Source organism: Streptomyces sp. NBC_01013, assembly GCF_045162765.1.
Lineage (GTDB): Bacteria > Actinomycetota > Actinomycetes > Streptomycetales > Streptomycetaceae > Streptomyces.
In genome coordinates this window covers 4611501-4637232 of the sequence record NZ_CP108687.1, presented here as the reverse complement: position 1 = coordinate 4637232, position 25732 = coordinate 4611501, and the positions used below count along the sequence as shown (strand labels likewise).

At 69.8% G+C, this 25732-nt stretch carries 22 protein-coding genes and 1 tRNA gene; 12 read left to right on the top strand and 11 right to left on the bottom strand.

All coding sequences use genetic code 11. From position 1 onward, the window contains the following. Positions 1–166 precede the first annotated feature (166 nt). The 6 genes from OG538_RS20115 to OG538_RS20090 all read left to right on the top strand — a co-directional run bounded on the left by OG538_RS20115 (position 167) and on the right by OG538_RS20090 (position 8779). Positions 167–2959, top strand: coding sequence for a bifunctional SulP family inorganic anion transporter/carbonic anhydrase (locus OG538_RS20115; protein ID WP_406095503.1), 2793 nt, complete (start codon positions 167–169; stop codon positions 2957–2959). 228 nt (positions 2960–3187) lie between these two features. After that, the gene (acs, locus tag OG538_RS20110) at positions 3188–5185 is read left to right on the top strand and encodes an acetate--CoA ligase (protein WP_406095501.1); all 1998 of its coding nucleotides are present in this window, start codon (positions 3188–3190) and stop codon (positions 5183–5185) included. A gap of 253 nt (positions 5186–5438) precedes the next feature. Next, positions 5439–6845, top strand: a complete 1407-nt coding sequence (nhaA, locus tag OG538_RS20105) for a Na+/H+ antiporter NhaA (RefSeq protein WP_406095499.1) — start codon at positions 5439–5441, stop codon at positions 6843–6845. A gap of 39 nt (positions 6846–6884) precedes the next feature. Next, positions 6885–7415 carry a phage holin family protein gene (locus OG538_RS20100; protein ID WP_406095497.1) on the top strand — a complete coding sequence of 177 codons (531 nt, stop codon included), beginning with the start codon at positions 6885–6887 and terminating at the stop codon, positions 7413–7415. Continuing rightward, complete coding sequence (locus tag OG538_RS20095) at positions 7412–8470, top strand: alpha/beta fold hydrolase (protein ID WP_406095495.1); 1059 nt, start codon at positions 7412–7414, stop codon at positions 8468–8470. Before OG538_RS20100 ends, OG538_RS20095 begins: the two co-directional genes overlap by 4 nt. 105 nt (positions 8471–8575) lie before the next feature. Beyond that, the gene (locus OG538_RS20090) at positions 8576–8779 is read left to right on the top strand and encodes a hypothetical protein (protein ID WP_406095493.1); all 204 of its coding nucleotides are present in this window, start codon (positions 8576–8578) and stop codon (positions 8777–8779) included. A gap of 510 nt (positions 8780–9289) precedes the next feature. Here OG538_RS20090 and OG538_RS20085 read toward each other — a convergent pair. The 4 genes from OG538_RS20085 to OG538_RS20070 all read right to left on the bottom strand — a co-directional run bounded on the left by OG538_RS20085 (position 9290) and on the right by OG538_RS20070 (position 13386). Beyond that, on the bottom strand, positions 9290–10495 hold the full coding sequence (locus OG538_RS20085; RefSeq protein ID WP_406095491.1) for a MarP family serine protease: 1206 nt from the start codon (positions 10493–10495) through the stop codon (positions 9290–9292). An 89-nt stretch (positions 10496–10584) separates the two neighbouring features. Then, positions 10585–11409, bottom strand: a complete 825-nt coding sequence (locus OG538_RS20080) for an NUDIX hydrolase (protein ID WP_406095489.1) — start codon at positions 11407–11409, stop codon at positions 10585–10587. A 61-nt stretch (positions 11410–11470) separates the two neighbouring features. After that, entirely contained in the window at positions 11471–12304 is an 834-nt protein-coding gene (gene nth / locus OG538_RS20075) for an endonuclease III (RefSeq protein ID WP_406095487.1), read from the bottom strand. An 89-nt stretch (positions 12305–12393) separates the two neighbouring features. Further along, on the bottom strand, positions 12394–13386 hold the full coding sequence (locus OG538_RS20070; RefSeq protein WP_406095485.1) for a hypothetical protein: 993 nt from the start codon (positions 13384–13386) through the stop codon (positions 12394–12396). Positions 13387–13912: 526 nt separating this feature from the next. Here OG538_RS20070 and OG538_RS20065 point away from each other — a divergent pair. Further along, positions 13913–14587 (top strand): Crp/Fnr family transcriptional regulator, encoded by a 675-nt coding sequence (locus OG538_RS20065; RefSeq protein ID WP_123460131.1) that lies wholly within the window; start codon positions 13913–13915, stop codon positions 14585–14587. Between the two features lie 162 nt (positions 14588–14749). On the opposite strand, the gene OG538_RS20060 is transcribed toward OG538_RS20065, so the two are convergent. From OG538_RS20060 to OG538_RS20045, 4 genes are all read right to left on the bottom strand, one after another. After that, positions 14750–15580: an MBL fold metallo-hydrolase gene (locus tag OG538_RS20060; RefSeq protein ID WP_406095483.1), complete on the bottom strand. Its 831-nt coding sequence runs from the start codon at positions 15578–15580 to the stop codon at positions 14750–14752. Next, entirely contained in the window at positions 15577–16476 is a 900-nt protein-coding gene (locus tag OG538_RS20055; RefSeq protein ID WP_406095481.1) for an NUDIX hydrolase, read from the bottom strand. Before OG538_RS20055 ends, OG538_RS20060 begins: the two co-directional genes overlap by 4 nt. Before the next feature lie 149 nt (positions 16477–16625). After that, positions 16626–17096, bottom strand: coding sequence for a RidA family protein (locus OG538_RS20050; protein WP_219573178.1), 471 nt, complete (start codon positions 17094–17096; stop codon positions 16626–16628). Next, on the bottom strand, positions 17096–17254 hold the full coding sequence (locus tag OG538_RS20045; protein ID WP_003991873.1) for a DUF4177 domain-containing protein: 159 nt from the start codon (positions 17252–17254) through the stop codon (positions 17096–17098). The genes OG538_RS20050 and OG538_RS20045 overlap by 1 nt, the downstream gene beginning before the upstream one ends. Before the next feature lie 82 nt (positions 17255–17336). On the opposite strand from OG538_RS20045, the gene OG538_RS20040 reads away from it, so the two are divergent. Together OG538_RS20040 and OG538_RS20035 are read left to right on the top strand one after the other, a co-directional pair. Beyond that, positions 17337–18326: an ArsA family ATPase gene (locus OG538_RS20040; protein WP_406095478.1), complete on the top strand. Its 990-nt coding sequence runs from the start codon at positions 17337–17339 to the stop codon at positions 18324–18326. Next, positions 18323–19804 carry an ArsA family ATPase gene (locus OG538_RS20035; RefSeq protein WP_406095476.1) on the top strand — a complete coding sequence of 494 codons (1482 nt, stop codon included), beginning with the start codon at positions 18323–18325 and terminating at the stop codon, positions 19802–19804. Before OG538_RS20040 ends, OG538_RS20035 begins: the two co-directional genes overlap by 4 nt. 26 nt (positions 19805–19830) lie before the next feature. On the opposite strand, the gene OG538_RS20030 is transcribed toward OG538_RS20035, so the two are convergent. Then, positions 19831–20181 carry a WhiB family transcriptional regulator gene (locus tag OG538_RS20030; protein ID WP_359134186.1) on the bottom strand — a complete coding sequence of 117 codons (351 nt, stop codon included), beginning with the start codon at positions 20179–20181 and terminating at the stop codon, positions 19831–19833. Between the two features lie 386 nt (positions 20182–20567). On the opposite strand from OG538_RS20030, the gene OG538_RS20025 reads away from it, so the two are divergent. Beyond that, positions 20568–22808: a transglycosylase domain-containing protein gene (locus tag OG538_RS20025; RefSeq protein ID WP_406095474.1), complete on the top strand. Its 2241-nt coding sequence runs from the start codon at positions 20568–20570 to the stop codon at positions 22806–22808. An 89-nt stretch (positions 22809–22897) separates the two neighbouring features. Here the strand turns inward: OG538_RS20025 and OG538_RS20020 are convergent, their stop codons facing one another. Then, complete coding sequence (locus tag OG538_RS20020; RefSeq protein ID WP_406095472.1) at positions 22898–23362, bottom strand: GatB/YqeY domain-containing protein; 465 nt, start codon at positions 23360–23362, stop codon at positions 22898–22900. A gap of 79 nt (positions 23363–23441) precedes the next feature. Here OG538_RS20020 and OG538_RS20015 point away from each other — a divergent pair, with 79 nt between their 5' ends. Next, positions 23442–24383 carry a metallophosphoesterase gene (locus OG538_RS20015; protein ID WP_406095470.1) on the top strand — a complete coding sequence of 314 codons (942 nt, stop codon included), beginning with the start codon at positions 23442–23444 and terminating at the stop codon, positions 24381–24383. Between the two features lie 93 nt (positions 24384–24476). Next, a tRNA-Pro gene (locus OG538_RS20010) sits at positions 24477–24550 on the top strand. A 99-nt stretch (positions 24551–24649) separates the two neighbouring features. Here the strand turns inward: OG538_RS20010 and OG538_RS20005 are convergent. Beyond that, the gene (locus OG538_RS20005; protein ID WP_406095468.1) at positions 24650–25651 is read right to left on the bottom strand and encodes a helix-turn-helix transcriptional regulator; all 1002 of its coding nucleotides are present in this window, start codon (positions 25649–25651) and stop codon (positions 24650–24652) included. Positions 25652–25732 lie beyond the last annotated feature (81 nt).

Sequence of the window (25732 nt, the reverse complement as noted above, 5' to 3'; positions counted from 1 at the left end):
TGGAACGGGTGCTTGAACGACCCATTTGCCCTTAATCCTGGACACGCATCTTTACTCTCCATTACGATCTGTTTACCGAGAGTTGAGATATCCCGCCGCTGCACGCCGTGACCCACGGCCGCGTCCCACGTTCCGCGACCGCGCTGCCCCGGAGGAGACGGGAAACATGTCTGCCTGCGTCCCCACTCGTCATGACCACTCATCCCGCAGTTCGCGACCTCCCCGATCCTCGGGAGTCAAGCGACCACACAGCCCGCCACCGCCGCATCGCGGCGGACGCTTCCGCATCGCGGGCGCCGATCTGTCCGCATCGATCACTGTCTTCCTGCTCGCCGTCCCCATGTCGCTCGGCCTCGCCGTCGCCATGGATGCGCCGCTGGAGGCAGGCCTCATCTCCGCCGCCGTCGGCGGCATCGTCGCCGGACTGCTCGGCGGCACCCCTCTGCAGGTCTCCGGCCCGTCCGCCGGACTGACCGTGGTGACAGCCGAGTTGATTCAGATCTACGGCTGGCGCACCACCTGCGCGATCACCATCGGCGCAGGTCTGCTGCAAATGGTGCTGGGCTCGCTGAGGGCCGCGCGAAGCGCGCTGGCCGTCAGTCCCGCCATCGTCCACGGCACGCTCGCCGGGATCGGCGTAGCGATCGCACTCGCTCAACTGCACATCGTGCTCGGCGGTTCCCCCCAGAGCTCAGCCCTCTCCAACGCCCTGCTTCTGCCCGCACAGTTGGAGCGTGTGGGGCCGGCCGCTCCATTGATCGGCGGCCTGACCGTCGCGATTCTGGTGCTGTGGCCGCGGGTCCCCGGGCGGGCCGGGCGAATCATGCGGCGAGTCCCCGCAGCCCTGGCTTCGGTCGCCATGGCGACCGCGGTGGCCGCGCTCGCCGCCCCCTCGATCGCTCGGGTCGACCTGCCGTCCTGGCGCTCGCACGCACTGCCCGAAATGCCCCAGGGCCCCGTGCTCGGCCTGGCAACGGCCGTATTCACCATGATGCTGGTGGCGAGCCTGGAATCCCTGCTCGCCGCCGTGGCGGTGGACAAGCTGACAGCCGACAGGAACCGCGAGCGGTCAACCGGGCCCGCCATCAGGAGTGACGGCGGTCAGCCCGGTGGACACACCGCTGATGCCCCCGAGGCGAACTCCGCCGCGGGCGCACCCCGGATCAGACGCTCCGACCTCGACCGGGAGCTACGCGCACAGGGCATCGCCAACACCGTGTCCGGTCTGCTCGGTGGGCTGGCGGTCTCCGGCGGCGCGGTGCGCAGCTCGGCGAACGTAAGGGCCGGAGCGACCAGTCGCGCCTCCACCGTCCTGCACGGCGTCTGGGTCCTGCTCGCCACTGGCCTGCTGGTCACCGTGCTGGAGTGGATCCCGCTGGCCGCCCTCGGCGCGCTCGTCATGGTGGTCGGCATCCAGATGGTGAATTTCGCCCACATCCGCAACGTGCACAGGCACCGGGAATTCCTGGTGTACGGAGCGACGATCACCGGCGTGCTGCTCTTCGGCGTGCTCAAGGGGGTGGCGATCGGTATCGCTGTCGCCGTGGCCGTCGCCCTGCACCGGCTTGCCCGTACCCGGATCACCGTTTCCAGCCACGGTGGAGAACATCTGGTCGTGGTGCGCGGGCAGTTGACGTTCCTCGCCGTGCCTCGCCTCAGCAGAGCACTGGGCCAGTTGCCTCAGGACGCGGACGTGGTCCTCGAACTGGACGGCTTCTTCATGGATCACGCCGCGTACGAGCTGATCCATGACTGGAGCAACGCTCATGCCGCCCACGGTGGTCGCGTCGCCTTCACCGGCAGGTCCGGTGGAAGGATCGCCGAACCCGCCTCTGCCGCGCACTCCTGCTGCCGCCCCTGGACCCCCTGGCGCAACCACCACTGCCACGACCGCCTTGAGCACGTGCCCGTCGTCGGCGCGGGAACGCGCGCGCACGACAGCGGTACGAGTACGCGCACAGCGGCTCACGCGACTGCTGCTGCGCCGGCTGTGGCAGACACGATTCCCGTGCCCCCCACTACCGGCGCACCGGAACCAGCACCTGCCCTCGATCAGACGAGCCGGAGCACACATAACTCGGACGGGACACGATCCCACCCCGGCCCCACCTCGGAAGCACTCGCTCACGCTGAGGGACACACGTCTCCTCCCACACCGGAACGCTCAGGCAATTTCACTCCTGATCATGTGGCCGCCCGGCCGGGCCCGACCGCCAGTCAACGGCTGGTCAGCGGCCTCAGCTCGTTCCAGCGCAATACTGCTCCGCTGGTCCGCGAGGAACTCGCGAGACTTGCCGAGGAAGGGCAGCGGCCGTCGCAGCTGTTCATCACCTGCGCAGACTCCCGGCTGGTCACGAGCATGATCACAGCAAGCGGCCCCGGCGACCTATTCACCGTCCGCAACATCGGCAATCTCGTGCCACCACCCGAGTCGGAGGCCGGCGACCACTCGGTCGGCGCGGCCATCGAGTACGCCGTGGATGTGCTCGGAGTCGAGTCCATCACCGTTTGCGGGCACTCCGGCTGCGGTGCGATGAACGCGTTGTTGGGCACCAGGCCGGACGGCCCGGAATCCGCTCTCTGGCGGTGGCTCCGACACGGGCTCCCCAGCCTGGAGAGGATGTCCTCGCGCCAGCGGGCCTGGGCCCGGATCTCCGGCCGGCTGCCGGCCGATGCGGTGGAGCAGCTCTGCCTCACCAACGTCGTCCAGCAGCTCGACCATCTGCGGGCCCATACGTCCGTGTCGCGGCGCCTGGCCGAAGGCACCCTCCAGCTCCATGGCATGTATTTCCACGTGGCCGAGGCTCAGTCGTATCTGCTGACCGAGGGTGCGGGGGCCGGCAGCGGGCTCGACGAGGTGTTCGACCCGATCAGGCCGTCCGCTCCGTCCCATCCAGCTCCTTCAACTGACCCGGCTGGTCCATCCCATCCAGCCGAACTGGCGCGCACCGGCGCCTGAACCACATACTCCCCGGGCCCGTGAGACCTTGTGGTCCCGCTTCCGCGACACTGCACTCCGCGCCGCGCCACGCATCAGCGCACCGCACCGTACCCAGCACCACGGACGAACAACCTGCAGTACCGCATCACCCGCCGCGGAAGCGGGATCGTGCCTCCATACACGAAGACACAGGTCTAAACCAATTCCCGGCAGACACTTGTCACCCGGCCCTGGGCCTGATGAGCTATGCCCCGGGACACAACGGACACCCTGGGAATGGGAGATGTCGTGAGCAACGAAAGCTTGGCCAATCTGCTCAAAGAGGAGCGGCGGTTCGCACCGCCTGCCGATCTGGCCGCGAACGCCAACGTCACAGCGCAGGCGTACGAGCAGGCCAAGGCGGACCGGCTGGGCTTCTGGGCCGAGCAGGCCCGCCGCCTGACCTGGGCCACCGAACCGACCGAGACGCTCGACTGGAGCAACCCGCCCTTCGCGAAGTGGTTCGCGGACGGCGAGCTCAACGTCGCGTACAACTGCGTCGACCGGCACGTCGAGGCGGGCAATGGTGACCGGGTCGCCATCCACTTCGAGGGCGAGCCGGGCGACAGCCGTGCCATCACCTACGCCGAGCTGAAGGACGAGGTCTCCCGCGCCGCCAACGCCCTCACCGAGCTCGGCGTCGGCAAGGGCGACCGCGTCGCCGTCTACCTGCCGATGATCCCCGAGGCCGCCGTCGCGATGCTGGCCTGCGCCCGCATCGGTGCCGCGCACTCGGTCGTCTTCGGCGGCTTCTCCGCCGACGCCATCGCCGCGCGCATCCAGGACGCGGACGCGAAGGTCGTCATCACCTCCGACGGCGGATACCGCCGCGGCAAGCCGTCCGCGCTCAAGCCCGCGGTCGACGACGCCGTCTCCCGCATCGAGAGCGTCGAGCATGTCCTCGTTGTCCGCCGTACCGGTCAGGACACCGCCTGGACCGAGGGTCGCGACGTCTGGTGGCACGAGATCACCGCGCGTCAGTCCACCGAGCACACCCCCGAGGCGTTCGAGGCGGAGCAGCCTCTCTTCATCCTGTACACGTCGGGCACCACCGGGAAGCCCAAGGGCATCCTGCACACGTCCGGCGGCTACCTCACGCAGGCGGCGTACACCCACCACGCGGTCTTCGACCTCAAGCCGGAGACCGACGTCTACTGGTGCACCGCCGACATCGGCTGGGTGACCGGGCACTCGTACATCGTCTACGGCCCGCTGGCCAACGGTGCGACGCAGGTCATGTACGAGGGCACGCCCGACACCCCGCACCAGGGGCGTTTCTGGGAGATCGTGCAGAAGTACGGCGTCACGATCCTCTACACCGCGCCGACCGCGATCCGTACGTTCATGAAGTGGGGTGACGACATCCCCGCCAAGTTCGACCTGTCGTCGCTGCGCGTCCTCGGTTCGGTCGGTGAGCCGATCAACCCCGAGGCGTGGATGTGGTACCGCAAGCACATCGGCGCCGACACGTGCCCCATCGTCGACACCTGGTGGCAGACCGAGACCGGCGCGATGATGATCTCGCCGCTCCCCGGGGTCACCGAGACCAAGCCGGGAAGCGCCCAGCGCGCCCTGCCGGGCATCTCGGCCACCGTCGTCGACGACGAAGCACGTGAGGTGCCGGACGGCGGGGGCGGCTATCTCGTCCTCACCGAGCCGTGGCCCTCCATGCTGCGCACCATCTGGCGCGACGACCAGCGCTTCCTCGACACCTACTGGTCGCGCTTCGAGGGCAAGTACTTCGCGGGCGACGGCGCCAAGAAGGACGAGGACGGCGACATCTGGCTGCTCGGCCGCGTCGACGACGTGATGCTGGTGTCGGGGCACAACATCTCGACCACCGAGGTCGAGTCCGCACTCGTGTCGCACCCGTCGGTCGCCGAGGCCGCCGTGGTCGGCGCCGCGGACGAGACGACCGGTCAGGCCATCGTCGCGTTCGTGATCCTGCGGGGTACCGCGACCTCCTCCGACGAGTTGGTCGCGGAGCTGCGCAACCACGTCGGCACCACACTCGGGCCCATCGCCAAGCCCAAGCGGATCATGCCGGTGGCCGAGCTGCCGAAGACCCGCTCCGGCAAGATCATGCGGCGTCTGCTGCGCGACGTCGCGGAGAACCGCGCCCTGGGCGACGTCACGACGCTGACCGACTCCTCGGTCATGGACCTCATCCAGACCCAGCTGCCTCAGTCCTCCTCCGAGGACTGAGGCTCCGGCCCCCTCGGTCCCCGGGCCCCAAAAGACCCGAGGCAGTACACCTCCCGAAGGGCATCCGGCAACGCGCCGGATGCCCTTCGGGCCTTTAGGGTGGCGATCACCGGTTACAGCCCCGAGCACCCCGGGTACAGTGGCAGCTGATCAACAAAACGATAAGAAATCTCCACAGGGTGTGCCGGGAAGTCTGGTCGGCAAGTGCATCAGCCATGCCATCGCTGCCGTACCGACCCGGAGGTCTCCCCCCGTGGCCACGCCCTCACCCGCGCCCCCCTCCCCCCGCCGCACCTTCCTGGGACGCCTGTCGCTCCCCGAGCGCAACTACCTCACCGAGGCTCTGCGTACGGAGACAGTCGGCGGAGTCATCCTGCTCGTCGCCGCCGTGGCCGCCCTCGTCTGGGCAAACATCTTCGGATCGAGCTACTCGACCGTCAGCGACTTCCACTTCGGGCCCGAGAGGCTCGGGCTCCATCTGTCCGTGGCGCACTGGGCGGCCGACGGGCTGCTCGCCGTCTTCTTCTTCGTCGCGGGAGTCGAGCTCAAGCGCGAACTCGTCGCGGGTGAACTGCGCGACCCCAAGGCGGCCGCACTCCCGGTCGTCGCCGCACTGTGCGGAATGGCGGTACCGGCGGTCGTCTACACGCTGGTGAACGTGGTCGGCGACGGGTCCACGGACGGCTGGGCCGTCCCCACAGCCACCGACATCGCCTTCGCACTCGCCGTCCTCGCCGTCATCGGCACCTCCCTTCCGGCCGCGCTCCGCGCGTTCCTGCTGACCCTCGCCGTCGTCGACGATCTCTTCGCCATCCTGATCATCGCGGTCTTCTTCACCGAGAACATCGACTTCGTCGCACTCATCGGCGCCTTCGCCGGCCTGGCCCTCTTCTACCTGCTGCTGCGGTTCGACGTCCGGGGCTGGTACGTCTACGTACCGCTCGCCCTGGTCATCTGGGGGCTGATGTACAACAGCGGCATCCACGCCACCATCGCCGGCGTCGCCATGGGCCTGATGCTGCGCTGCACCCGGCGCGAGGGCGAGGAACGCTCACCCGGCGAACGCATCGAGCACCTGGTCCGCCCCCTGTCGGCCGGTTTCGCCGTACCTCTGTTCGCACTCTTCTCCGCCGGGGTCTCCCTCTCCGGCGGCGCGCTGGCCGGCGTGTTCACCCGGCCCGAAACGCTCGGCGTGGTCTTCGGACTCGTCGCCGGCAAGACGATCGGCATCTTCGGCGGTACGTGGCTGGCCACCCGGTTCACCAGGGCGGAGCTCAACAAGGACCTGGCCTGGGCCGATGTCTTCGCGGTCGCCTCGCTCGCCGGCATCGGCTTCACCGTCTCGCTGCTGATCGGGGAGCTCGCCTTCACCGGCGACGACGACATGATCAACGAGGTCAAGGCGTCGGTTCTCATCGGTTCCTTGATTGCCGCCGTACTCTCCGGTGTATTGCTCAAACTGCGGGTACGCAGATACCGGGCGCTGTTCGACGCCGAGGAACTCGACGAGGACGCGTCCGGGGTTCCGGACATCTACGAGCAGGACGATCCGGAGTACCACCTGCGGATGGCTGCGCTGTACGAGAGGAAAGCGGCCGAGCACCGCCGCCTTGCGCAACTGGCGGGGGCAGCGAGCAGCAAGCCGGACAGTCCGGCATGATCTGACATCGGATGTGTTGAACAGGAGAGGGAGTCAGGGATGAGCGACCCCGGCAATTACGCGGGCAGCGCCGACCGCAGTCTCGGTCAGTTGGTCGCCTCGGCGACGGCCGAACTGTCAGCTCTGGTGCACGACGAGATTGCCCTGGCCAAGGCCGAGGTGCGACAGGACGTCAAGCGCGGCGTCACCGGCAGCGTGGCGTTCATGGTCACGGGTGTGCTGATTCTGTTCGCGATCCCGGTGCTGAGCTTCGCGGCCGCGTACGGAATCCACAACCTGGGACTGGGGCTCGCCTGGTCGTTCCTGATCGTGGGCGGTGCGTTCATCCTGCTGGGGATCCTGCTCGCGCTCTTCGGCTACGCCAAGTTCAAGAAGGTCAAGCCGCCGGAGAAGTCCATCGCCTCGGCAAAGCAGACGGCCGCGGTCCTGCAGGGGGTCAAGCCGCACCCGCGTGCGAGCGTCGGCGCGGACGTGATCCTGCCAGTGGGCGGCAGCACAGTTGCGGACAAGGCCATCGAGAACCGTCCGGTCCAGGACAAGGCGTCTGTTGTGGCACGCTCATCCACATGACGGTCCCCGATTCCAGCGCGTTCCACCCGGTGAGCCCGGAAGACCGGGCAGGTCCGGGGAAGCCGGCTGGTCCGGCAGGCCCCGCCCCCACCCCGCCCGCACCGGCCCCCGGTGGCCCGCAGGGCCCCGCCGCCACGGCCGGCGGCCCCGTACGCATCGACGGCCCCTGGACCCACCGGGACGTCGCGGCCAACGGCGCCCGCTTCCACATCGCCGAAATGGGTGAAGGGCCGCTGGTCCTGCTCCTGCACGGCTTTCCGCAGTTCTGGTGGACCTGGCGCCACCAACTCCCGGCACTCGCCGACGCGGGCTTCCGGGCCGTGGCGATGGACCTGCGCGGAGTGGGCGGCAGCGACCGGACGCCCCGCGGTTACGACCCCGCCAACCTGGCGCTCGACATCACCGGCGTCATTCGCTCGCTCGGCGAGCCGGACGCCGCACTGGTCGGCCACGACATGGGCGGCTACCTGGCCTGGACGGCCGCGGTGATGCGCCCCAAGCTGGTGCGCAGGCTGGTGGTCTCCTCCATGCCGCATCCGCGCCGCTGGCGTTCCTCGATGCTCTCCGACTTCGCGCAGTCCCGTGCGGGTTCGTACATCTGGGGCTTCCAGCGGCCGTGGGTGCCGGAGCGTCAGCTCGTGGCGGACGAAGCCGCGTTGGTGGGGCGGTTGATCCGTGACTGGGCGGGCCCGGGGACAGCGGATTTCCCGGACGACGCGGCGCTGGACGTCTACCGGCGTGCCATGTCCATTCCGTCGACCGCGCACTGCTCGGTCGAGCCGTACCGCTGGATGGTGCGCTCGTTGGCGCGTCCGGACGGCATCCAGTTCAACCGGCGCATGAAGCGACCGGTGCGGGTGCCGACCCTGCATCTGCACGGTTCACTCGATCCGGCGGTCCGCACCCGGAGTTCGGCGGGTTCCGGCGAATACGTCGAGGCACCGTACCGGTGGCGACTTTTCGACGGTCTGGGGCACTTCCCCCACGAGGAGGATCCGGCCGGGTTCTCGGCCGAACTCATCAACTGGCTCAAGGATTCCGAGCCCGACCGCTAGCCGATGGGCACACGCGTCCGACGAACAGCCACTTGCCTGCCGCATAGGCCAATTGGCTGGCGGACGCGCGATTACCGACCATGCGTCACGGGCAGACGTCCGGGTATGGGCTGGACGCACGACTTCGGTGACGCAGCACGCAATCGTCGCTCGACCGCTACGGCGGCTCCGGGCACTCATGAGGGGGGCGGCCTCCAGGGCCGGGTGCACGCTATGCATGTTCTGCATGATCCCCGGCTCGGCATTCCGCGCATTCTCCGCCGCCGGGCCCGCTGGGTATCGGCGCGGCTGCGCCATCCACGGGGATGACCCAGAGGTTCCGTACGGCAGGGAGCAGGGCCTCACCCAGGGGTGGTCAAAGCCTCGCTCGAAGGCGTTGAGCGCTGCCCGGACGACACCCCTCTGAGCCGCTGCTCCTCGACAGCCGGCTCGGCCCCGCCGAGGAGTCCCTGCCGCGGGACTTCGTGGCGGAGCACCAGGACACCGGCCATCAAGGCTGCACGGGGGACGATCCACCGGCCGGCGCAAAGGGCCCAGGGCGAACGACTCCCGTTCGCCCTCCTCGCAGCGCCATGTCCTCGTCGCCCTCCTTCGCAGCGCCATGTCCGCGTCAGCAAGCGGAAGCGACCGTCATGGGGCCGGGGCCGAGAGGCCCCGAGGGCTGTCCCGCAATTCTGGTGGACCAGCGCGCGGCGTCAGCGCGGTACTTCCCAAGGAGGAGAGTCGCCCGCATCCTGGACGTATCCGGGCGTTTCGACTACGCGGCGAGGTGCCGTAGCTGTCGTCGCGCGCCCGCCAGGAACTGCGGGACAGACAGCCCTAGAGTGCGCACCCCTGGCTGTCGACCTGTTGGTTGGCGGTCCGGCCCTGCGTGATGTCCTGGCGGACCTCGTCGGCCGTGAGCGCGTAACCGGTGTCGGGATCGTCGAGCGATTTGGCGAAGACGACTCCGTACACCTTGCCTTCGGGTGTCAGCAGCGGGCCGCCGGAATTGCCCTGACGGACCGTCGTGAAGAGCGAGTACACATCGCGCCGGACGGTGCCGCGGTGGTAGATGTCGGGCCCGTTCGCGTCAATGCGGGCCCGGACGCGCGCGGATCGCACGTCGTACGAGCCGTTCTCCGGGAACCCCGCGACGATCGCGCTGTTCCCGGTCGCGGCGTCGTTGTCGGTGTCGGTGAACTGCAGGGGCTTCGCGTCGAGGTCCGGCACGTCGAGTACGGCGATGTCGCGGCGCCAGTCGTAGAGGACGACCTTGGCGTCGTACAGCCGCCCCTGGCCGCCGATCTGCACGGTCGGCTCGTCGACGCCGCCGACGACGTGGGCGTTGGTCATCACGCGGCGGTCGGAGAAGACGAAGCCGGTGCCTTCGAGGACCTTGCCGCAGCTCGGGGCCGTACCGACGACCTTCACGATCGACTCCTTGGCGCGGGCCGCGACGGGGCTGCCTGCCAGAGCCGGGTCGGGGGCCCTCACCTCGGTGATCGGTTCGTTGGCGAACGGGCTGAAGACCTGCGGGAAACCGTTCTGCGCGAGGACCGAGGAGAAGTCCGTGAACCAGGTGGAGGCCTGGGGCGGCATCACCCGGGAGATGCCGAGCAGGACCGAGGAGCTGCGGACCTCCTTGCCCAGCGTGGGCAGCGACGTACCGGCCAGCGCGGAGCCGATGAGCCAGGACACCAGCAGCATCGCGACGACGTTGACGAGGGCTCCGCCGGTCGCGTCGACGGCACGCGCGGGCGACCACGTGATGTACCGGCGGAGTTTGTTCCCCAGGTGGGTGGTGAAGGCCTGGCCCACCGAGGCGCACACGATCACGATGACAACCGCGACGATGGCCGCGGTCGACGAGACCTCGGAGCCGTCCGTCACCTGGTCCCACAGGATGGGCAGCAGGTACACAGCGACGAGACCGCCGCCCAGGAACCCGATCACCGACAGAATGCCGACGACGAACCCCTGGCGGTAGCCGATGACCGCGAACCACACGGCGGCGACCAGCAGCAGGATGTCCAGCACGTTCACCGTCTATTGCCTCGCAGATTCGTCACCGGGCCCGTACGTCTCCGCGCGGCCGGGAAGGCCCGGAGCAGCGGAGCACGGGAGTCAGCCTGTCATGCGCGCCAGTCGAGCGGCACCTGCTTGGCCCTGTCCCAGGGGCGCTCCCAGCCTGCGAAGTGCAGAATCCGGTCGATCACCCCGGCCGTGAACCCCCATACGAGTGCGGATTCGACCAGAAATGCCGGGCCTCGATGGCCGCTGGGATGGACCGTGGTCACCCGGTTGGCCGGGTCCGTGAGATCGGCCACGGGGACGGTGAAGACCCGGGCGGTCTCGGCGGGATCGACGACCCCCACCGGGCTGGGCGTACGCCACCAGCCGAGGACTGGCGTCACGACGAAGCTGCTCACGGGGATGTAGAGCCGGGGCAGCACCCCGAAGAGCTGCACCCCGCGCGGATCGAGGCCGGTCTCCTCCTCGGCTTCGCGCAGCGCGGCCCGCAGTGGCCCCGTCGTCTCCTGGTCACCGTCGGCCGGGTCCAGGGAGCCGCCGGGGAAGGAGGGCTGGCCGGGGTGGGAACGCAGGCTTCCGGCCCGCTCCATCAGGAGCAGCTCGGGTCCGCGGGCGCCCTCGCCGAAGAGGACGAGCACGGCGGACTGCCGCCCGGCACCGTTCGCGGGCGGCAGGAAGCGGCTGAGCTGCTGTGGCTCGACGGTCCGCGCCGCCCGGGCGACGGGCTCCAGCCAGCCGGGAAGGCCCTCCGTCGTGACGTCGATCGCCGCGTCGGCTGCGGTGCCGCGTCCGGTGTCTGCGGCGCTCTGCGCAGCGTCTGCGGTAGTGCGGGACGCGCCTGCAGGACCGCGGGACGAGCCTGCTGTGTCGCGGGACGCGTCCGCCGTGCTGCGGGACGCGTCCGTGCTGTGTTCATGCGTCTTCATAGGCACCCCTCGTTTCACAACGCCTGTCCTCACGCATTTCGTTCCGGCGCGGCTCGCCGTGTCAGCCGGCGCCCAGGGCGGGGGCGGGTCTGCCCGGATAGTCCGACGGGGGCTTGAGCCGCTGCCCCGGCTGGCCCCCCATCTCGTACTTCAGCAACTTCCGGGCCTTCTCCGGGTCCGTCTCGCCCTCCCCGTACGAAGGACAGAGCTGGGCGACCGGGCAGGCGCCGCAGGCGGGCCTGCGGGCGTGGCAGACGCGGCGGCCGTGGAAGACGACGCGATGCGAGAGCATGGTCCACTCGCTCTTGGGGAAGATCGCGGCGATGTCCGCCTCGACCTTCTCGGGATCCTCCTGCTCGGTCCACTTCCAGCGGCGGACCAGCCGGCCGAAGTGCGTGTCGACCGTGATGCCCGGAACGCCGAAGGCGTTGCCGAGGACGACGTTGGCCGTCTTGCGGCCGACCCCGGGCAGCGTCACGAGATCCGACAGGCGTCCGGGCACCTCGCCGCCGAAGCGGTCCCGGAGTGCGACGGAGAGGCCTATGAGCGACTTGGTCTTCGCACGGAAGAAGCCGGTCGGCCGAATGATCTCTTCCATTTCCTCCGGGACGGCCATCGCCATGTCCTCAGGAGTGGGGTATCTCGCGAACAGTGCCGGCGTCGTCTGGTTCACCCGAAGGTCGGTCGTCTGTGCCGACAGCACGGTCGCGACCAGAAGCTCGAACGGCGACTCGAAGTCCAGCTCGGGATGCGCGTACGGATACGTCTCCGCGAGGACGCGGTTGATCTTCCGCGCCCGCCGCACCATCGCCAGACGCGACTCCGGATTCCCCGGCTTCGCAGCCGCCTTCACCGCCGGTTCGACCGTGGCCTTCCGGGCCTTGCTCTCTGCCATGCACGAAGGCTACGCCGAAGGGACGAACCCACGGGGCCGGTTCATGAGCCGGTCACGATGTCGCGTTTCTCCCGTGTCCGCCGGTGGTCTCAGTGCTCATGACCACCGGCGTGATCCGGGGAAGCGGAAGCGGACGGCCGCAGGGAGGGACTGGCCGCTTCGGCCCGGCCATCGGTGGCGTTGACCGTGAAGGCGGCGGTGCGGACCACGCCCCCGTGCCGGAAGTCCAGGAAGAGGCGGTAGGCGCCCCGGCTCGGTGCGGTGGTGGTGAAGGTGACGTCCGGGCCGGGTGCGGTGCCGGCGTCCCCGGGCTCACCGTCGGGATGGACGTGCAGGTAGGCGAGGTCGCCGGCCCGGAGGGCCACCAGATGGCCGTATGCCCCCAGATAGGGCTGGAGATCGGTGACGGGCCTGCCGTCCTTGGCGATGGCGAGGCTGAGCCGGGTGGAGCGGCCGGGCGTGAGGTCGCCGGCCAGGGTGACGCGGTAGCCGTCGACGGTGACGGTGCGGCCCGTCGCGGCAGGGGGCACGGGGCGCAGGTCGCCGGCGGCATGCAGATCGGCGCCGAGGGTGAGGCCCTGCGAGGCGCCGGCCGGTGTGAAGTCGGCGAAGACGCGGTACTCGCCGGCGGCGGGCAGGGCGGCCAGGGCCTGCCAGGTGCCGTCGCTGCCACGGGTGGGATGCAGGTGCTGGAACGTGGAGAGGTCGCGCGGGGCGACGATGAGGTGCAACTCCTTGCCGTGCGCGGGCTGGTAAGCGATGACGGGCTTGCCGCCCGCTCCGAGGATCCGGAAGCGCAGGTCGACGGGGGAGCCTGCGGTGACGTAGGAGTCGCCGAGGCTGAGCGTGTAGCCACGTTCGGAGATCTGCAGGCCACCGGGCAGGTGACCGGCACCGCCCGATGCGCCCTCGCCGCCCGGCGAAGCCGGATCCGAGGGTGCGGCGGTGGAGGTGTGCCCCGCGTGGGTGGCGGTGGACTGCTTCGGGGGTCTGTCGGCGGTGGCGTGGCCGATCCCGTACGAGGCGCCGAAGACGGTGGCGAGGCCGGCGGTGAAGGCGGTGATCTTCAGCGCGGTGTTCATGGCGGACTCCTCGGCAGTTGGGGCGGGAGGGGGAATCACAGGGCAGTACATACCCCTAGGGGGTATGTCGTCAACCCAAAACGGGTACCAGAGGGGGGTATCTGCGCGCCGCCCGTGTCGCGAGCAGCCCCTCCCAGCCCCCTCCGACCCTCGGGGCGGGCCCCCCACCGCCCGGCCGACCCGCACACCAAGGGCGCCACTCGCGCCAATGCCCCACCCCTCCCGCAGGGCATTTGTCGCATTTACCTGACCCTCGGCGGCCCGTTCGCCCACAGCGGAATCGCGGCCGGCTGTCACCCTGTCAGCCCCCTTGGCCTGCACTCCTACCGGTGGTCCGGCCACCCGCCCGGCCCAGCGCTCGCGCCCGGCATCCGCGCTCTGCACCGGCGATCGACCCCCAATCGGCCCCCTGCCGTACGCACCGGCACGCGCGTGCGTCAAACTGGTTTGTGATCGATCGCACTGTTTTACCGTCCGGCATGATGGGGACCACGGTTCCCTGAACAGGCCGACAAGGAGAGAACTCGTGGACGACGTTCTGCGGCGCGCCCCGCTTTTCGCGGCGCTCGATGACGAGCAGGCCGCGGAGCTCCGCGCCTCGATGAGTGAGGTGACCCTCGCGCGCGGCGACGCGCTGTTCCATGAGGGTGACCCGGGTGACCGCCTCTATGTGGTCACCGAGGGCAAGGTGAAGCTCCACCGCACCTCCCCCGACGGGCGCGAGAACATGCTGGCGGTCCTCGGCCCCGGTGAACTGATCGGTGAGCTGTCGCTCTTCGACCCGGGCCCGCGTACCGCCACCGCGACCGCGCTGACCGAGGTCAAGCTCCTCGGCCTCGGGCACGGCGACCTCCAGCCCTGGCTGAACGTCCGCCCCGAGGTGGCCACGGCCCTGCTGCGCGCCGTCGCCCGGCGCCTGCGCAAGACCAACGACCAGATGTCCGACCTGGTCTTCTCCGACGTGCCGGGCCGTGTCGCCCGCGCCCTCCTCGACCTGTCGCGCCGCTTCGGCGTGCAGTCGGAGGAAGGCATCCACGTCGTGCACGACCTGACGCAGGAGGAGCTGGCCCAGCTGGTCGGCGCCTCCCGCGAGACGGTCAACAAGGCCCTCGCCGACTTCGCCGGCCGCGGCTGGCTGCGGCTGGAGGCCCGTGCGGTGATCCTGCTCGACGTCGAGCGGCTGGCCAAGCGGTCCCGCTGACCCGTCGTCGTACGCAACGCCCGAGGGGCCCCGTCGGCACGGACACTGGCATGCATCCCGCGGTGTCCGGCCCGGCGGGGCCCCCCGCGTACGCATCCGGAGCAAGGCCCCCGCGTACGCATCCGGAGCAGGACCCTCGCGTACGTATCCGGAGCAGGACCGTCAGATCAGTCCGTGCTCCCGCAGATACTCCAGCTGCGCCCGCACCGACAGCTCCGCCGCGGGCCACAGGGACCGGTCCACGTCCGCGTACACATGCGCCACCACCTGCGTCGGCGTCAGACAGCCGGCCTCCACGGCCGTCTCCACCTGAGCCAGGCGATGTGCGCGGTGCGCGAGATAGAACTCGACCGCGCCCTGCGCGTCGTCCAGCACCGGGCCGTGGCCGGGCAGCACCGTGTGCACGCCGTCGTCGACCGTGAGCGAGCGCAGCCGCCGCAGTGAGTCGAGGTAGTCCCCCAGCCGCCCGTCCGGGTGGGCCACCAGCGTCGTCCCCCGGCCGAGGATCGTGTCCCCCGTCAGCACCGCGCGGTCTGCGGGCAGATGGAAGGAGAGCGAGTCACCGGTGTGGCCCGGGGTCGGTACCACGTACATCTCCAGCCCGCCGGTCGTGATCACGTCCCCCGTCCCCAGACCCTCGTCACCGAGGCGGAGTTCCGGGTCCAGGGCCCGCACCTTCGTACGTGTCAGCTCGGCGAACCGGGCCGCGCCCTCCGCGTGGTCGGGGTGCCCGTGGGTGAGGAGGGTCAGCGCGATCCGGCGGCCCGCCCGCTCGGCCGTCTCGATGACGGCCCGCAGATGGGCGTCGTCGAGCGGGCCCGGGTCGATGACCACCGCGAGGTCCGAGTCGGGTTCGGCCACGATCCAGGTGTTGGTGCCGTCCAGCGTCATGGCCGACGGGTTGGGCGCGAGGACGTTGACCGTACGGGTCGTGGCGGGTCCGGACAGCACCCCGCCGCGCGGCTGTCCGGGCAGCGCTGCCGCGTCGCTCATGCCGCCCCACCTCCCGTGCCGCCCGCGCCCGCAGGAATGTGTTTGGTGAACTCCTCGTGCCCCGGCCAGCTCAGCACCAGCTCGTCACCCTCCAGGCGGGCCTGTGCGAGCACGGGGGCGAGGTCCTGGACCGATGCCGCCTCCAGCGCCTGCGCGGCGGTGGCGTACGGCCTGAGCGTACGCAGCGTCGAGACGGTCGGCGGCATCATCAGCAGCTCACCCCGGTCGTAGCCGTCGGCCGCCTCGCCCGGACCGATCCACACCGTGCGGTCCGCCTCCGTCGAGGCGTTGCGGGTGCGCTGGCCGGCCGGGAGCGCGGCGACGAAGAACCAGGTGTCGTAGCGGCGCGGTTCGAACTCCGGAGTGATCCAGCGCGCCCACGCGCCCAGCAGGTCCGAGCGCAGCACCAGCCCGCGCCGGTCGAGGAACTCCGCGAAGGACAGCTCCCGCGCGACCAGGGCCTCGCGGTCGGCCTCCCAGTCCTCGCCGGTGGTGTCCGTGACGACCGTGCCCGCGGTCGGGCCGGCGAGCAGGACGCCCGCCTCCTCGTACGTCTCGCGGACCGCGGCGCAGACGATCGCCTGCGCCTCGGCGGGCGTCCCGACCCCGAGCCGCCGCGCCCAGGTCTCCAGCGCGGGTCCGGCCCAGCGGACGAGCCTGTCGTCGTCTCGCGGGTCCACCCCGCCACCCGGATAGGCGTACGCCCCTCCGGCAAAGGCCATCGAGGTGCGCCGGCGCAGCATGTGAACCGCGGGCCCGCTGCCGGTACCCGCGGCGTCGTCCCGGAGCAGCATCACGGTGGCGGCCCGCCTGGGGGTGGCTGCCGTCAGTTCACCTGCGGCGAGGGCCCGGATCCGGTCGGGCCATTCCGGGGGGTACCACTGACCATTGGACATGGCCGGAGGCTATCCGGATCCGCGCCGATGTTCGAGGGGCGCGGTGATCCGTACATGCCCTGTACACAGATGATCCCGCCCGGTCGTCTCGACCCGACGGGATCCCCCGCTCGGCCGGTGGCGCACACCGGCAGCGGTACGACTTCGGCTCAGGCTCCGGTCAGCTCGACCTGGACCTCGACCTCGACCGGCGCGTCCAGCGGCAGCACCGCGACGCCGACGGCGCTGCGGGCGTGCACGCCCTTGTCGCCGAGCACCGCGCCCAGCAGTTCGCTCGCGCCGTTGATCACGGCGGGCTGACCGGTGAAGTCCGTGGCCGAGGCGACGAAGCCGACGACCTTCACGACGCGTGCGATCCGGTCCAGGTCGCCCGCGACCGACTTCACGGCGGCCAGCGCGTTGAGCGCACAGGTCTTGGCCAGCTCCTTGGCCTCGTCGGGCGTGACCTCCGCGCCGACCTTGCCGGTGACGGCAAGCTTGCCGTCCACCATCGGCAGCTGGCCCGAGGTGTACACGTACACCCCGGACTGCACGGCAGGCTGGTACGAGGCGAGCGGCGGTACGACGTCCGGCAGGGCAAGCCCGAGTTCGGCGAGCTTCGCCTCCACGGCGCCCGCCACTACTGCTTCTCCCGCTTCAGGTAGGCCACGAGCTGCTCGGGGTTGTTCGGGCCGGGAACGACCTGGACCAGCTCCCAGCCGTCCTCGCCCCAGGTGTCCAGAATCTGCTTGGTCGCGTGCACGAGAAGGGGCACGGTCGCGTATTCCCATTTGGTCATGGCCCGACTTTAATACCTGCGCAATCCCTGGCATGCGCAGCCTCGTGCGTAGCCTGCGGCGCGACTGGTTAGGCTCGAATACGTGAGCAGGTTCCAGGTCGTCAGCGGCAAGGGCGGTACCGGTAAGACCACGGTCGCCGCCGCCCTCGCGCTCGCCCTCGCGACCGAGGGCAGGCGCACCCTCCTCGTCGAGGTCGAGGGCAGACAGGGCATCGCCCAGCTCTTCGAGGCGGACTCCCTCCCCTACGAGGAACGCAAGATCGCCGTCGCGCCGGGCGGCGGTGAGGTGTACGCGCTCGCTATCGATGCCGAACGCGCCCTCCTCGACTACCTCCAGATGTTCTACAAGCTCGGCAGCGCGGGCCGGGCGCTGAAGAAGCTCGGCGCGATCGACTTCGCGACCACCATCGCGCCAGGCGTCCGGGACGTGCTGCTGACGGGCAAGGCCTGCGAGGCGGTGCGCCGCAAGGACAAGCTGAATCGGTTCGTCTACGACTACGTGATCATGGACGCGCCGCCCACCGGCCGCATCACCCGCTTCCTCAACGTGAACGACGAGGTGGCGGGGCTGGCCCGGATCGGCCCGATACACAACCAGGCACAGGCCGTGATGAGGGTGCTGAAGTCTCCCGAGACCGCGGTGCACCTGGTGACCCTGCTGGAGGAGATGCCGGTCCAGGAGACCGCCGACGGCATCGCCGAGCTCCGGGCCGCCGAACTGCCGGTGGGCCGGGTCATCGTGAACATGGTGCGCCCGCACCTGCTGGACGAGGACGCATTGCGCACCGCCGCGGGCGGCCGGCGCAAGGAGATCGCCAAGACGCTGACCCGGGCCGGTGTGACCGGCTCCGCAGGGCTCGTACGCCCCCTGGTCGAACAGGCGGCCGAGCATGCCCAGCGGGTGGAGCTGGAGCGTGAGCAGCGCGCCGTACTGGCGGGGCTCGAACTGCCGGGATACGAACTGCCGCTGATCGGGGAGGGCGTGGACCCGGCCGGGCTGTACGAGCTGGCGATGGAACTCCGTAAGCAGGGCGCGGTCGAAGGGGCGGCGGGACAAGGGGTGGGGTCATGACATCGGACACGGCCGCAGGCAAGGACGCGGGGACGAAGCCGGGCGCACGGGCCCGCAAGAACCCACCGGACCCCGACGCCGGCCCTGACACCGTCCCCGCCCCGGCCCCCGCGCTGGACACCGACGCGCTTCTCGACGACCCGGACATCCGGATCGTCGTGTGCTGCGGCTCGGGCGGCGTCGGCAAGACGACGACCGCGGCGGCTCTCGGTGTACGCGCGGCCGAGCGCGGTCGCAAGGTCGTCGTCCTCACCATCGACCCGGCTCGCAGGCTCGCCCAGTCCATGGGCATCGACTCCCTGGACAACGTCCCCCGCCGGGTGAAGGGCATCGGAACACAGGGCGCCGGCGAACTGCACGCCATGATGCTCGACATGAAGCGGACCTTCGACGAGATCGTCGAGGCGCACGCGGACGGGGAGCGGGCTCGCGCGATCCTGGAGAACCCCTTCTACCAGTCCCTGTCGGCCGGTTTCGCCGGCACGCAGGAGTACATGGCGATGGAGAAGCTCGGTCAGCTTCGGGCGCGCGACGAGTGGGACCTGATCGTCGTGGACACCCCGCCGTCGCGGTCCGCACTGGATTTCCTGGACGCGCCGAAGCGGCTGGGCTCGTTCCTGGACGGAAAGTTCATCAAGCTGCTGATGGCCCCGGCGAAAATGGGTGGCCGGGCCGGAATGAAGTTCCTCAACGTGGGCATGTCGATGATGACCGGAACGCTGGGCAAGCTGCTCGGCGGCCAGTTCCTACGGGACGTGCAGACCTTCGTGGCCGCGATGGACACCATGTTCGGCGGGTTCCGCACCCGCGCCGATGCGACGTACAAGCTCCTTCAGGCACCCGGCACGGCGTTCCTCGTCGTCGCGACACCGGAGCGGGACGCACTCCGGGAAGCGGCGTACTTCGTGGAGCGGCTGGCCGCCGAAGACATGCCACTGGCCGGTCTGGTGCTGAACCGTGTCCACGGCAGTGAAGCCGCCCGGCTCTCCGCGGAGCGTGCGCTGTCCGCCGCGGAAAATCTTGATGCCGACGGCATTGTGGATCAGGGGGCCGGGAAGGCTGGACTTCGTGAGCCCGCCGAATCCCCCGCGGCCGGTTCCGTACAGACCCCGGACACCGCAGGAGCCGCCACCCCCGAACCGTCCGAGCGCGCCTCGGAGCACGAGCCCGCCGACATCCCGGACGCCCTGGACGACGCCCGTACGGATGCCATGGCCTCGGATGCCCTACCCACAGACACCCCGGCCACGGACGCCGTGACCGTCGAGCAGCTGACGGCAGGTCTGCTGCGCCTGCACGCCGAACGGATGCAGGTGGTCGCACGCGAACAGCGCACACGCGACCGCTTCACCGCGCTGCATCCCGAGGTGGCCGTTACCGCGGTGGCCGCCCTGCCCGGTGATGTCCATGACCTCGCAGGGCTGCGAGCCATCGGGGACCGGCTCGCGACCGGTTCCGCCCCGGCCGGAGCTGCTTAGTCACCCCCTCGTCCTGCCGCCCGGGTCTACCCCACGGCGGCGAACGTCTCGTGCAGTTCGTCGTCCTCCAGCCCGATCGCCACGGGCAGGATGCCCGTGGACTGCTCGTACTCGCTGCGAGCGGTCTCCAGCAGCCGGCGCCAGGACGTGACCGTCGGACGTCGGCGCAGCAGTGCGCGGCGCTCCCGCTCGGTCATTCCGCCCCACACGCCGAATTCGACGCGATTGTCGAGCGCATCGGCCAGGCACTCGGTCCGCACCGGACATCCGGTGCACACCGCCTTGGCCCTGTTCTGCGCTGCCCCTTGTACGAACAGTTCATCCGGATCGGTAGTGCGGCAGGCTGCCTGCGCACTCCAGTCGGTTACCCAGCCCATCCCGGCGCCGTCCTCTCCCGAATCGAGGCTCCCCCACGGCGGCAGCGGCATATTCACCGCTGCCAGTTGAGGACGTTACGGAACGTGGCGACAGCACAACACCCCCTTCGGGCCCAATCTTGAATGGCCCGAACGGACTATGCGTATGCGGCAGATCACCCAGGGGAGTGAGGTGAGGACATGCGCGACTATCCCGGAGGAATCGGGACAGATCAGCTGAGTCACAACGGACGTTCGATGACACACGAGGCGATTTCGGGAGCGCCTGAACTCGTGGCCGTGTGGTGCAGGGGGGTTGATACGGAACCGGACTGCTGTGACAGTTGAGAGCAGCTTAGGCCAAGGCATATACGTGTGTCCGGCGAATGAGAACGTAGGCTGCCCCCATGCCAAAGAAGCGCTCGGGCGGGGGTCTCACGACGACCCAGCAGGCCGCCAAGTTCCTCGGTGTCGCCGCACTCTCCGGAGTGGTCCTGGCGGGCATCGCGCTGCCGGCCGCCGGAGCACTGGGTCTCGCCGCCAAGGGAACGGTCGACGGGTTCGACGAGATCCCGGCCAATCTGAAGACTCCGCCGCTGAGTCAGCGCACCACGATCCTGGACAACCAGGGCGGCCAGATCGCCACGGTGTACTCACGGGACCGCACCGTGGTGCCGCTGACGAAGATCTCCCCGTACATGCAGAAGGCGATCATCGCGATCGAGGACGCCCGCTTCTACGAGCACGGCGCGGTCGACCTCAAGGGCATCCTTCGCGCGATGAACCGCAACGTACAGGCGGGCGGGACCGCGCAGGGCGCGTCGACCCTCACCCAGCAGTACGTGAAGAACGTCTTCGTCGAGGAGGCGGGCGACGACCCCACCAAGGTCGCGCAGGCCACCCAGCAGACGTTGGGCCGCAAGGTCCAGGAGCTGAAGTACGCGATCCAGGTCGAGGAAGAACTCGGCAAGAAGAAGATCCTGGAGAACTACCTCAACATCACCTTCTTCGGGCAGCAGGCCTACGGCGTCGAGGCGGCCTCCCAGCGGTACTTCTCCAAGTCGGCGAAGGACCTGAAGCTGGAGGAGGCGGCGATGCTGGCCGGCATCGTGCAGTCGCCCAGCCGCTACGACCCCGTCAACGACACGGAGGAGGCGACCAAGCGTCGCAACACCGTGATCCAGCGGATGGCCGATGTCGGCGACATCCCGCAGGAGGAGGCCGACAAGGCCAAGGCGACCCCGATCAAGCTGAAGGTGAAGCGGCCGAAGAACGGCTGCATCACCGCGGTCAGCGGTTCCGGCTTCTTCTGCGACTACGTACGGCAGACCGTCACGAGCGACCCGGCCTTCGGCAAGACCGCGAAGGACCGCGCCAAGCTGTGGGCGACCGGCGGACTCACCATCAAGACGACGCTGGACCCGCGGTCCCAGGCCGCCTCCAACGAGGCAGCCATCTCCCGGGTCAACGAGACCGACAAGGTCGCGACCGCGGTCGTCCAGGTCCAGCCGGGCACCGGCCGGATCATGGCGATGGCCCAGTCCCGCCCCTACGGACTGGACGCTTCCAAGCACCAGACCGTACTGAACCTCTCCGTGGACCACAGGATGGGCGGCAGCTACGCCGGCTTCCAGGTGGGATCGACCTTCAAGCCGATCACCGCGGCGGCAGCGCTGGAGAAGGGGATCAGTCCGGCCCAGAGCTTCACCACTCCTTCCTCGATAACGCTGCCCGCCGATGCCTTCCGCACCTGTGACGGCGGGCCCGCGGACACCATCCCGTGGGACGTGGAGAACGAGATGGAGTCGGAGAAGGGCACCTTCGACATGACCGGCGCGCTGGGCAAGTCGATCAACACCTACTTCGCCAAGCTGGAGCAGCAGACCGGCCTGTGCGAGACGCTCACGATGGCGAAGAAGGTCGGCTACAACCGCGGCGACAACAAGCCGTTGCTCCAGAACCCCGCCACCACCCTCGGCGGCCAGGAGTCGACGCCGCTGGCCATGGCTTCGGTGTACGCCACCTTCGCCAACCGCGGCACGTACTGCACCCCGATCGCGATCCTGTCGGTGACCAAGCCGGACGGCAAGAAGATCGACGTGCCGAAGTCGCAGTGCAACAAGGCCATGAACGAGCACTCGGCCGACACCATCAACCAGATGCTCAAGGGCGTCGTCGAGGACGGCACCGGTAAGTCGGCCGGTCTCAGCGACCGCGACAACGCGGGCAAGACCGGTACGACCGACGAGCGCAAGAACGCCTGGTTCGTCGGCTACACGCCGAACCTCTCCACGGCGGTGTGGGTCGGCAGTGACGGCGCCAAGCAGATCCCGATGAGCAACATCACCATCGGCGGCCAGTACTACGAGGACGTCTGCGGTGGCTGCCTGCCCGGCCCGATCTGGCGGACGGCGATGACCGGCTCCCTGAACGCCTCCGAGACTCCGGCCTTCAACCCGGTCGACGTACCGCGGGCGAAGCCGAAGGAGGACAAGGACAAGAACAAGGACCGGGACAAGAACAAGCCGGGCGAGGGCGACAACAAGCCCGGCGGCGACACTCCGTTCCCCGGTATCAGCATCTCGCCGGACCTGATCGGCGGGAACGACGGCAACGGCCGCGGCCGGGGTGGGACGAACGGTCCCTGACCTGCCCGGTCCCGGCGCACGCCGGACATGAAGGTGGGGCGCCCCCGGTCCGGGGGCGCCCCACCTTCATGTCTGCCTGCCGCGCGGCCTCAGCCCGCGAGGAGCTTCTTCACCGTGGCGGCCACGCGGCCGCCCTCGGCGCGCCCCGCGACCTTCGGGTTCACGATCTTCATGACGGCGCCCATGGCGCGCGGACCCTCGGCCCCGGCGGCCTTCGCCTCGTCCACGGCGGAGGTCACGATCGCGGTCAGCTCGTCGTCGCTCAGCTGCTGCGGGAGATAGGCGTCGAGCAGTTCGCCCTCCTTCTTCTCCCGCTCGGCCTGCTCGGCCCGGCCGCCCTTGGCGAAGGCCTCGGCCGCCTCGCGGCGCTTCTTGGCCTCCTTGGCGATCACCTTCTGCACCTCGTCGTCGGAGAGTTCGCGGGCCGTCTTGCCGCCGACCTCCTCCTTGGTGATCGCGGTGAGGGTCAGCCGGAGCGTGGACGAGGTCAGCTCGTCGCGCGCCTTCATGGCCGTGGTGAGGTCTTCCTTGAGCTTGGACTTGAGCGTGGTCATGCGGTGATTGTGGCAGGTGCGGGGCGCCCGCCGCCCGCCGGTTTTCCTGTGGACACGCACCGTCTGCGACGATGGGCGCATGCGCGCACGCTACGGAGTACCCCTGAAAATCACGGCGGTCACCGCCGCGGCCGGCGCCGCCGGTCTCGCCTACGCGGCCGGATTCGAGGCCCGCTCGTTCCGCCTGCGAAGGGTCACCGTCCCGGTACTCCCTTACGGGGCACGCCCGTTGCGCGTGTTGCAGGTCTCCGATGTCCACATGGTCAGCGGCCAGCGCAAGAAGCGCGGCTGGCTGCAGTCACTGGCCGGGCTGCGCCCGGACTTCGTCGTGAACACCGGCGACAACCTCTCCGACCCGGACGCCGTACCGGAGCTGCTCGACGCACTCGGCCCGCTGATGGAGTTCCCGGGTGTGTACGTGTTCGGCTCCAACGACTACTACGGCCCCAAGCTCCGCAACCCCGCCCGCTACCTCTTCGAGAAGACCGCGGGCAGGCACGGGCTCAACGGGAACGCCCCGGCCGTCGGCGTCGTCCACAACCCGTGGGAACCCATGCGGGACGCCTTCGACGACGCGGGCTGGCTGAACCTGTCCAACACCCGCGGCCGCCTGAAGCTCGACGGCCTGGAGCTGGCCTTCACCGGCCTCGACGACCCGCACATCAAGCGTGACCGCTACGCGGAGGTCTCGGGCGGCCCGGAGACGGGCGCCGATCTCTCCATCGGCGTGGTCCACGCCCCCTACCTGCGCTCGCTCGATGCCTTCACCGCCGACGGCTACCCGCTGATCCTGGCCGGCCACACCCACGGCGGGCAGCTGTGCATCCCCTTCTACGGAGCCCTGGTCACCAACTGCGACCTGGACACGGACCGGGTGAAGGGCCTCTCGAGCCATACGGCCGACGGCCATCGCGCCTACCTCCACGTCTCGGCCGGCTGCGGCACCAACCGCTACACCCCGGTCCGCTTCGCCTGCCCCCCGGAGGCGACCTTGCTGACCTTGACGGCACGGGACGTGTGACCGGCGGCGGCCGCCCCATCGGCAAAAAGCGGATTTCGTCTCCGGGCGCCGGTGGGCTAAAGTAATCGATGTCGCCGGGAGACCGGCGGCGATCGGGGTGTAGCGCAGCTTGGCAGCGCGCTTCGTTCGGGACGAAGAGGTCGTGGGTTCAAATCCCGCCACCCCGACAGCCGTAAGACCAGGTCAGGGGCCTGATCCACTTAGTGGATCAGGCCCCTGAGTGGTTTCCGGAGACCCGGGCCATCGCGGCCGGCTGTGCCACTCCCTCATGGTTGAGGCGGGCGCCGACGGGCGGAGTCCGCGAGGCGGGCGGCGAGGGCCTCGACGAGGATGCGGAGTTCGTCCGGACGTTCGATGGCGAAGGGCCGGTCCAGCGAGGCGAGTACGGCGGGCAGCCAGTCGAGCCGCTCCACCCGCAGGTCGACGCGCGCCCAGGGTGCGGCTTCGGGCCCTGCGTCGTCCGGGAGCGGCAGCTCCTCCACGATCGCGAGGCCGGCGGGGAAACGGGTGCGGATCTGCTCGGCCGTCCCCTGCACCCGCAGGGTCACCTCGTGCCGGTACGGAGCCGTGGCGAGCCCGGTCAGTACGCGCTGCGCCGGATCCACTCCGGTACGCGGTGCGAACGAGCCCGGCAGAGTCCTCACGCCGCTGATGCGGTCCAGCCGGAACGTCCGGTCCTCACCGATCGCGGGGTCCGCAGCGGTGACGTACCACTTCCCCGTGTGGGCGACGATCCCGTACGGATGCAGGGTGCGTTCGCTGCGGCGGCCGTCGCCCGCGGTGTACCGGATCGAGACCGGACGGTGGCGGGTCACCGCGTCGGCGATCGGAAGCAGCACCGCGGAGTCCGGGGGTTCCGCCTCTCCGGGTGGGGCCGTGAAGGCCAGGGTGGCGAGCACGGTGTCGAGTCCATGTCTCAGCCGTTCGGGCAGCACGCGCCGGATCTTCGCCGCAGCCGTCTCGCCGGCCGTCCCCATGGCGGTCGTCAGGCCGGATCGCCGGCCCGCCAGCAGGCCGAGCAGTACGGCGAGGGCTTCGTCGTCGTTCAGCATGAGCGGGGGCATGCGGTAGCCGGGGGCGAGCCGGTAGCCGCCGTAGCGGCCGCGCACCGATTCGACGGGTACGTCGAGGTCGATGAGGTGGCCGGCATAGCGGCGCACGGTGCGTTCGTCGACGTCGAGCCGGTCGGCGAGTTCGGTCACGGTGCGAAGGCCTCCCGACTGCAGGAGTTCCAGCAGGGTGAGGACGCGGGCAATGGGGCGGGGCATGTACCGAAGTCTCCCTCGTATACCGGGCGGGTTCCGCCCGGTATACGTCGTAGCGTGCAGGGCAGAAGCACCGACCGACCA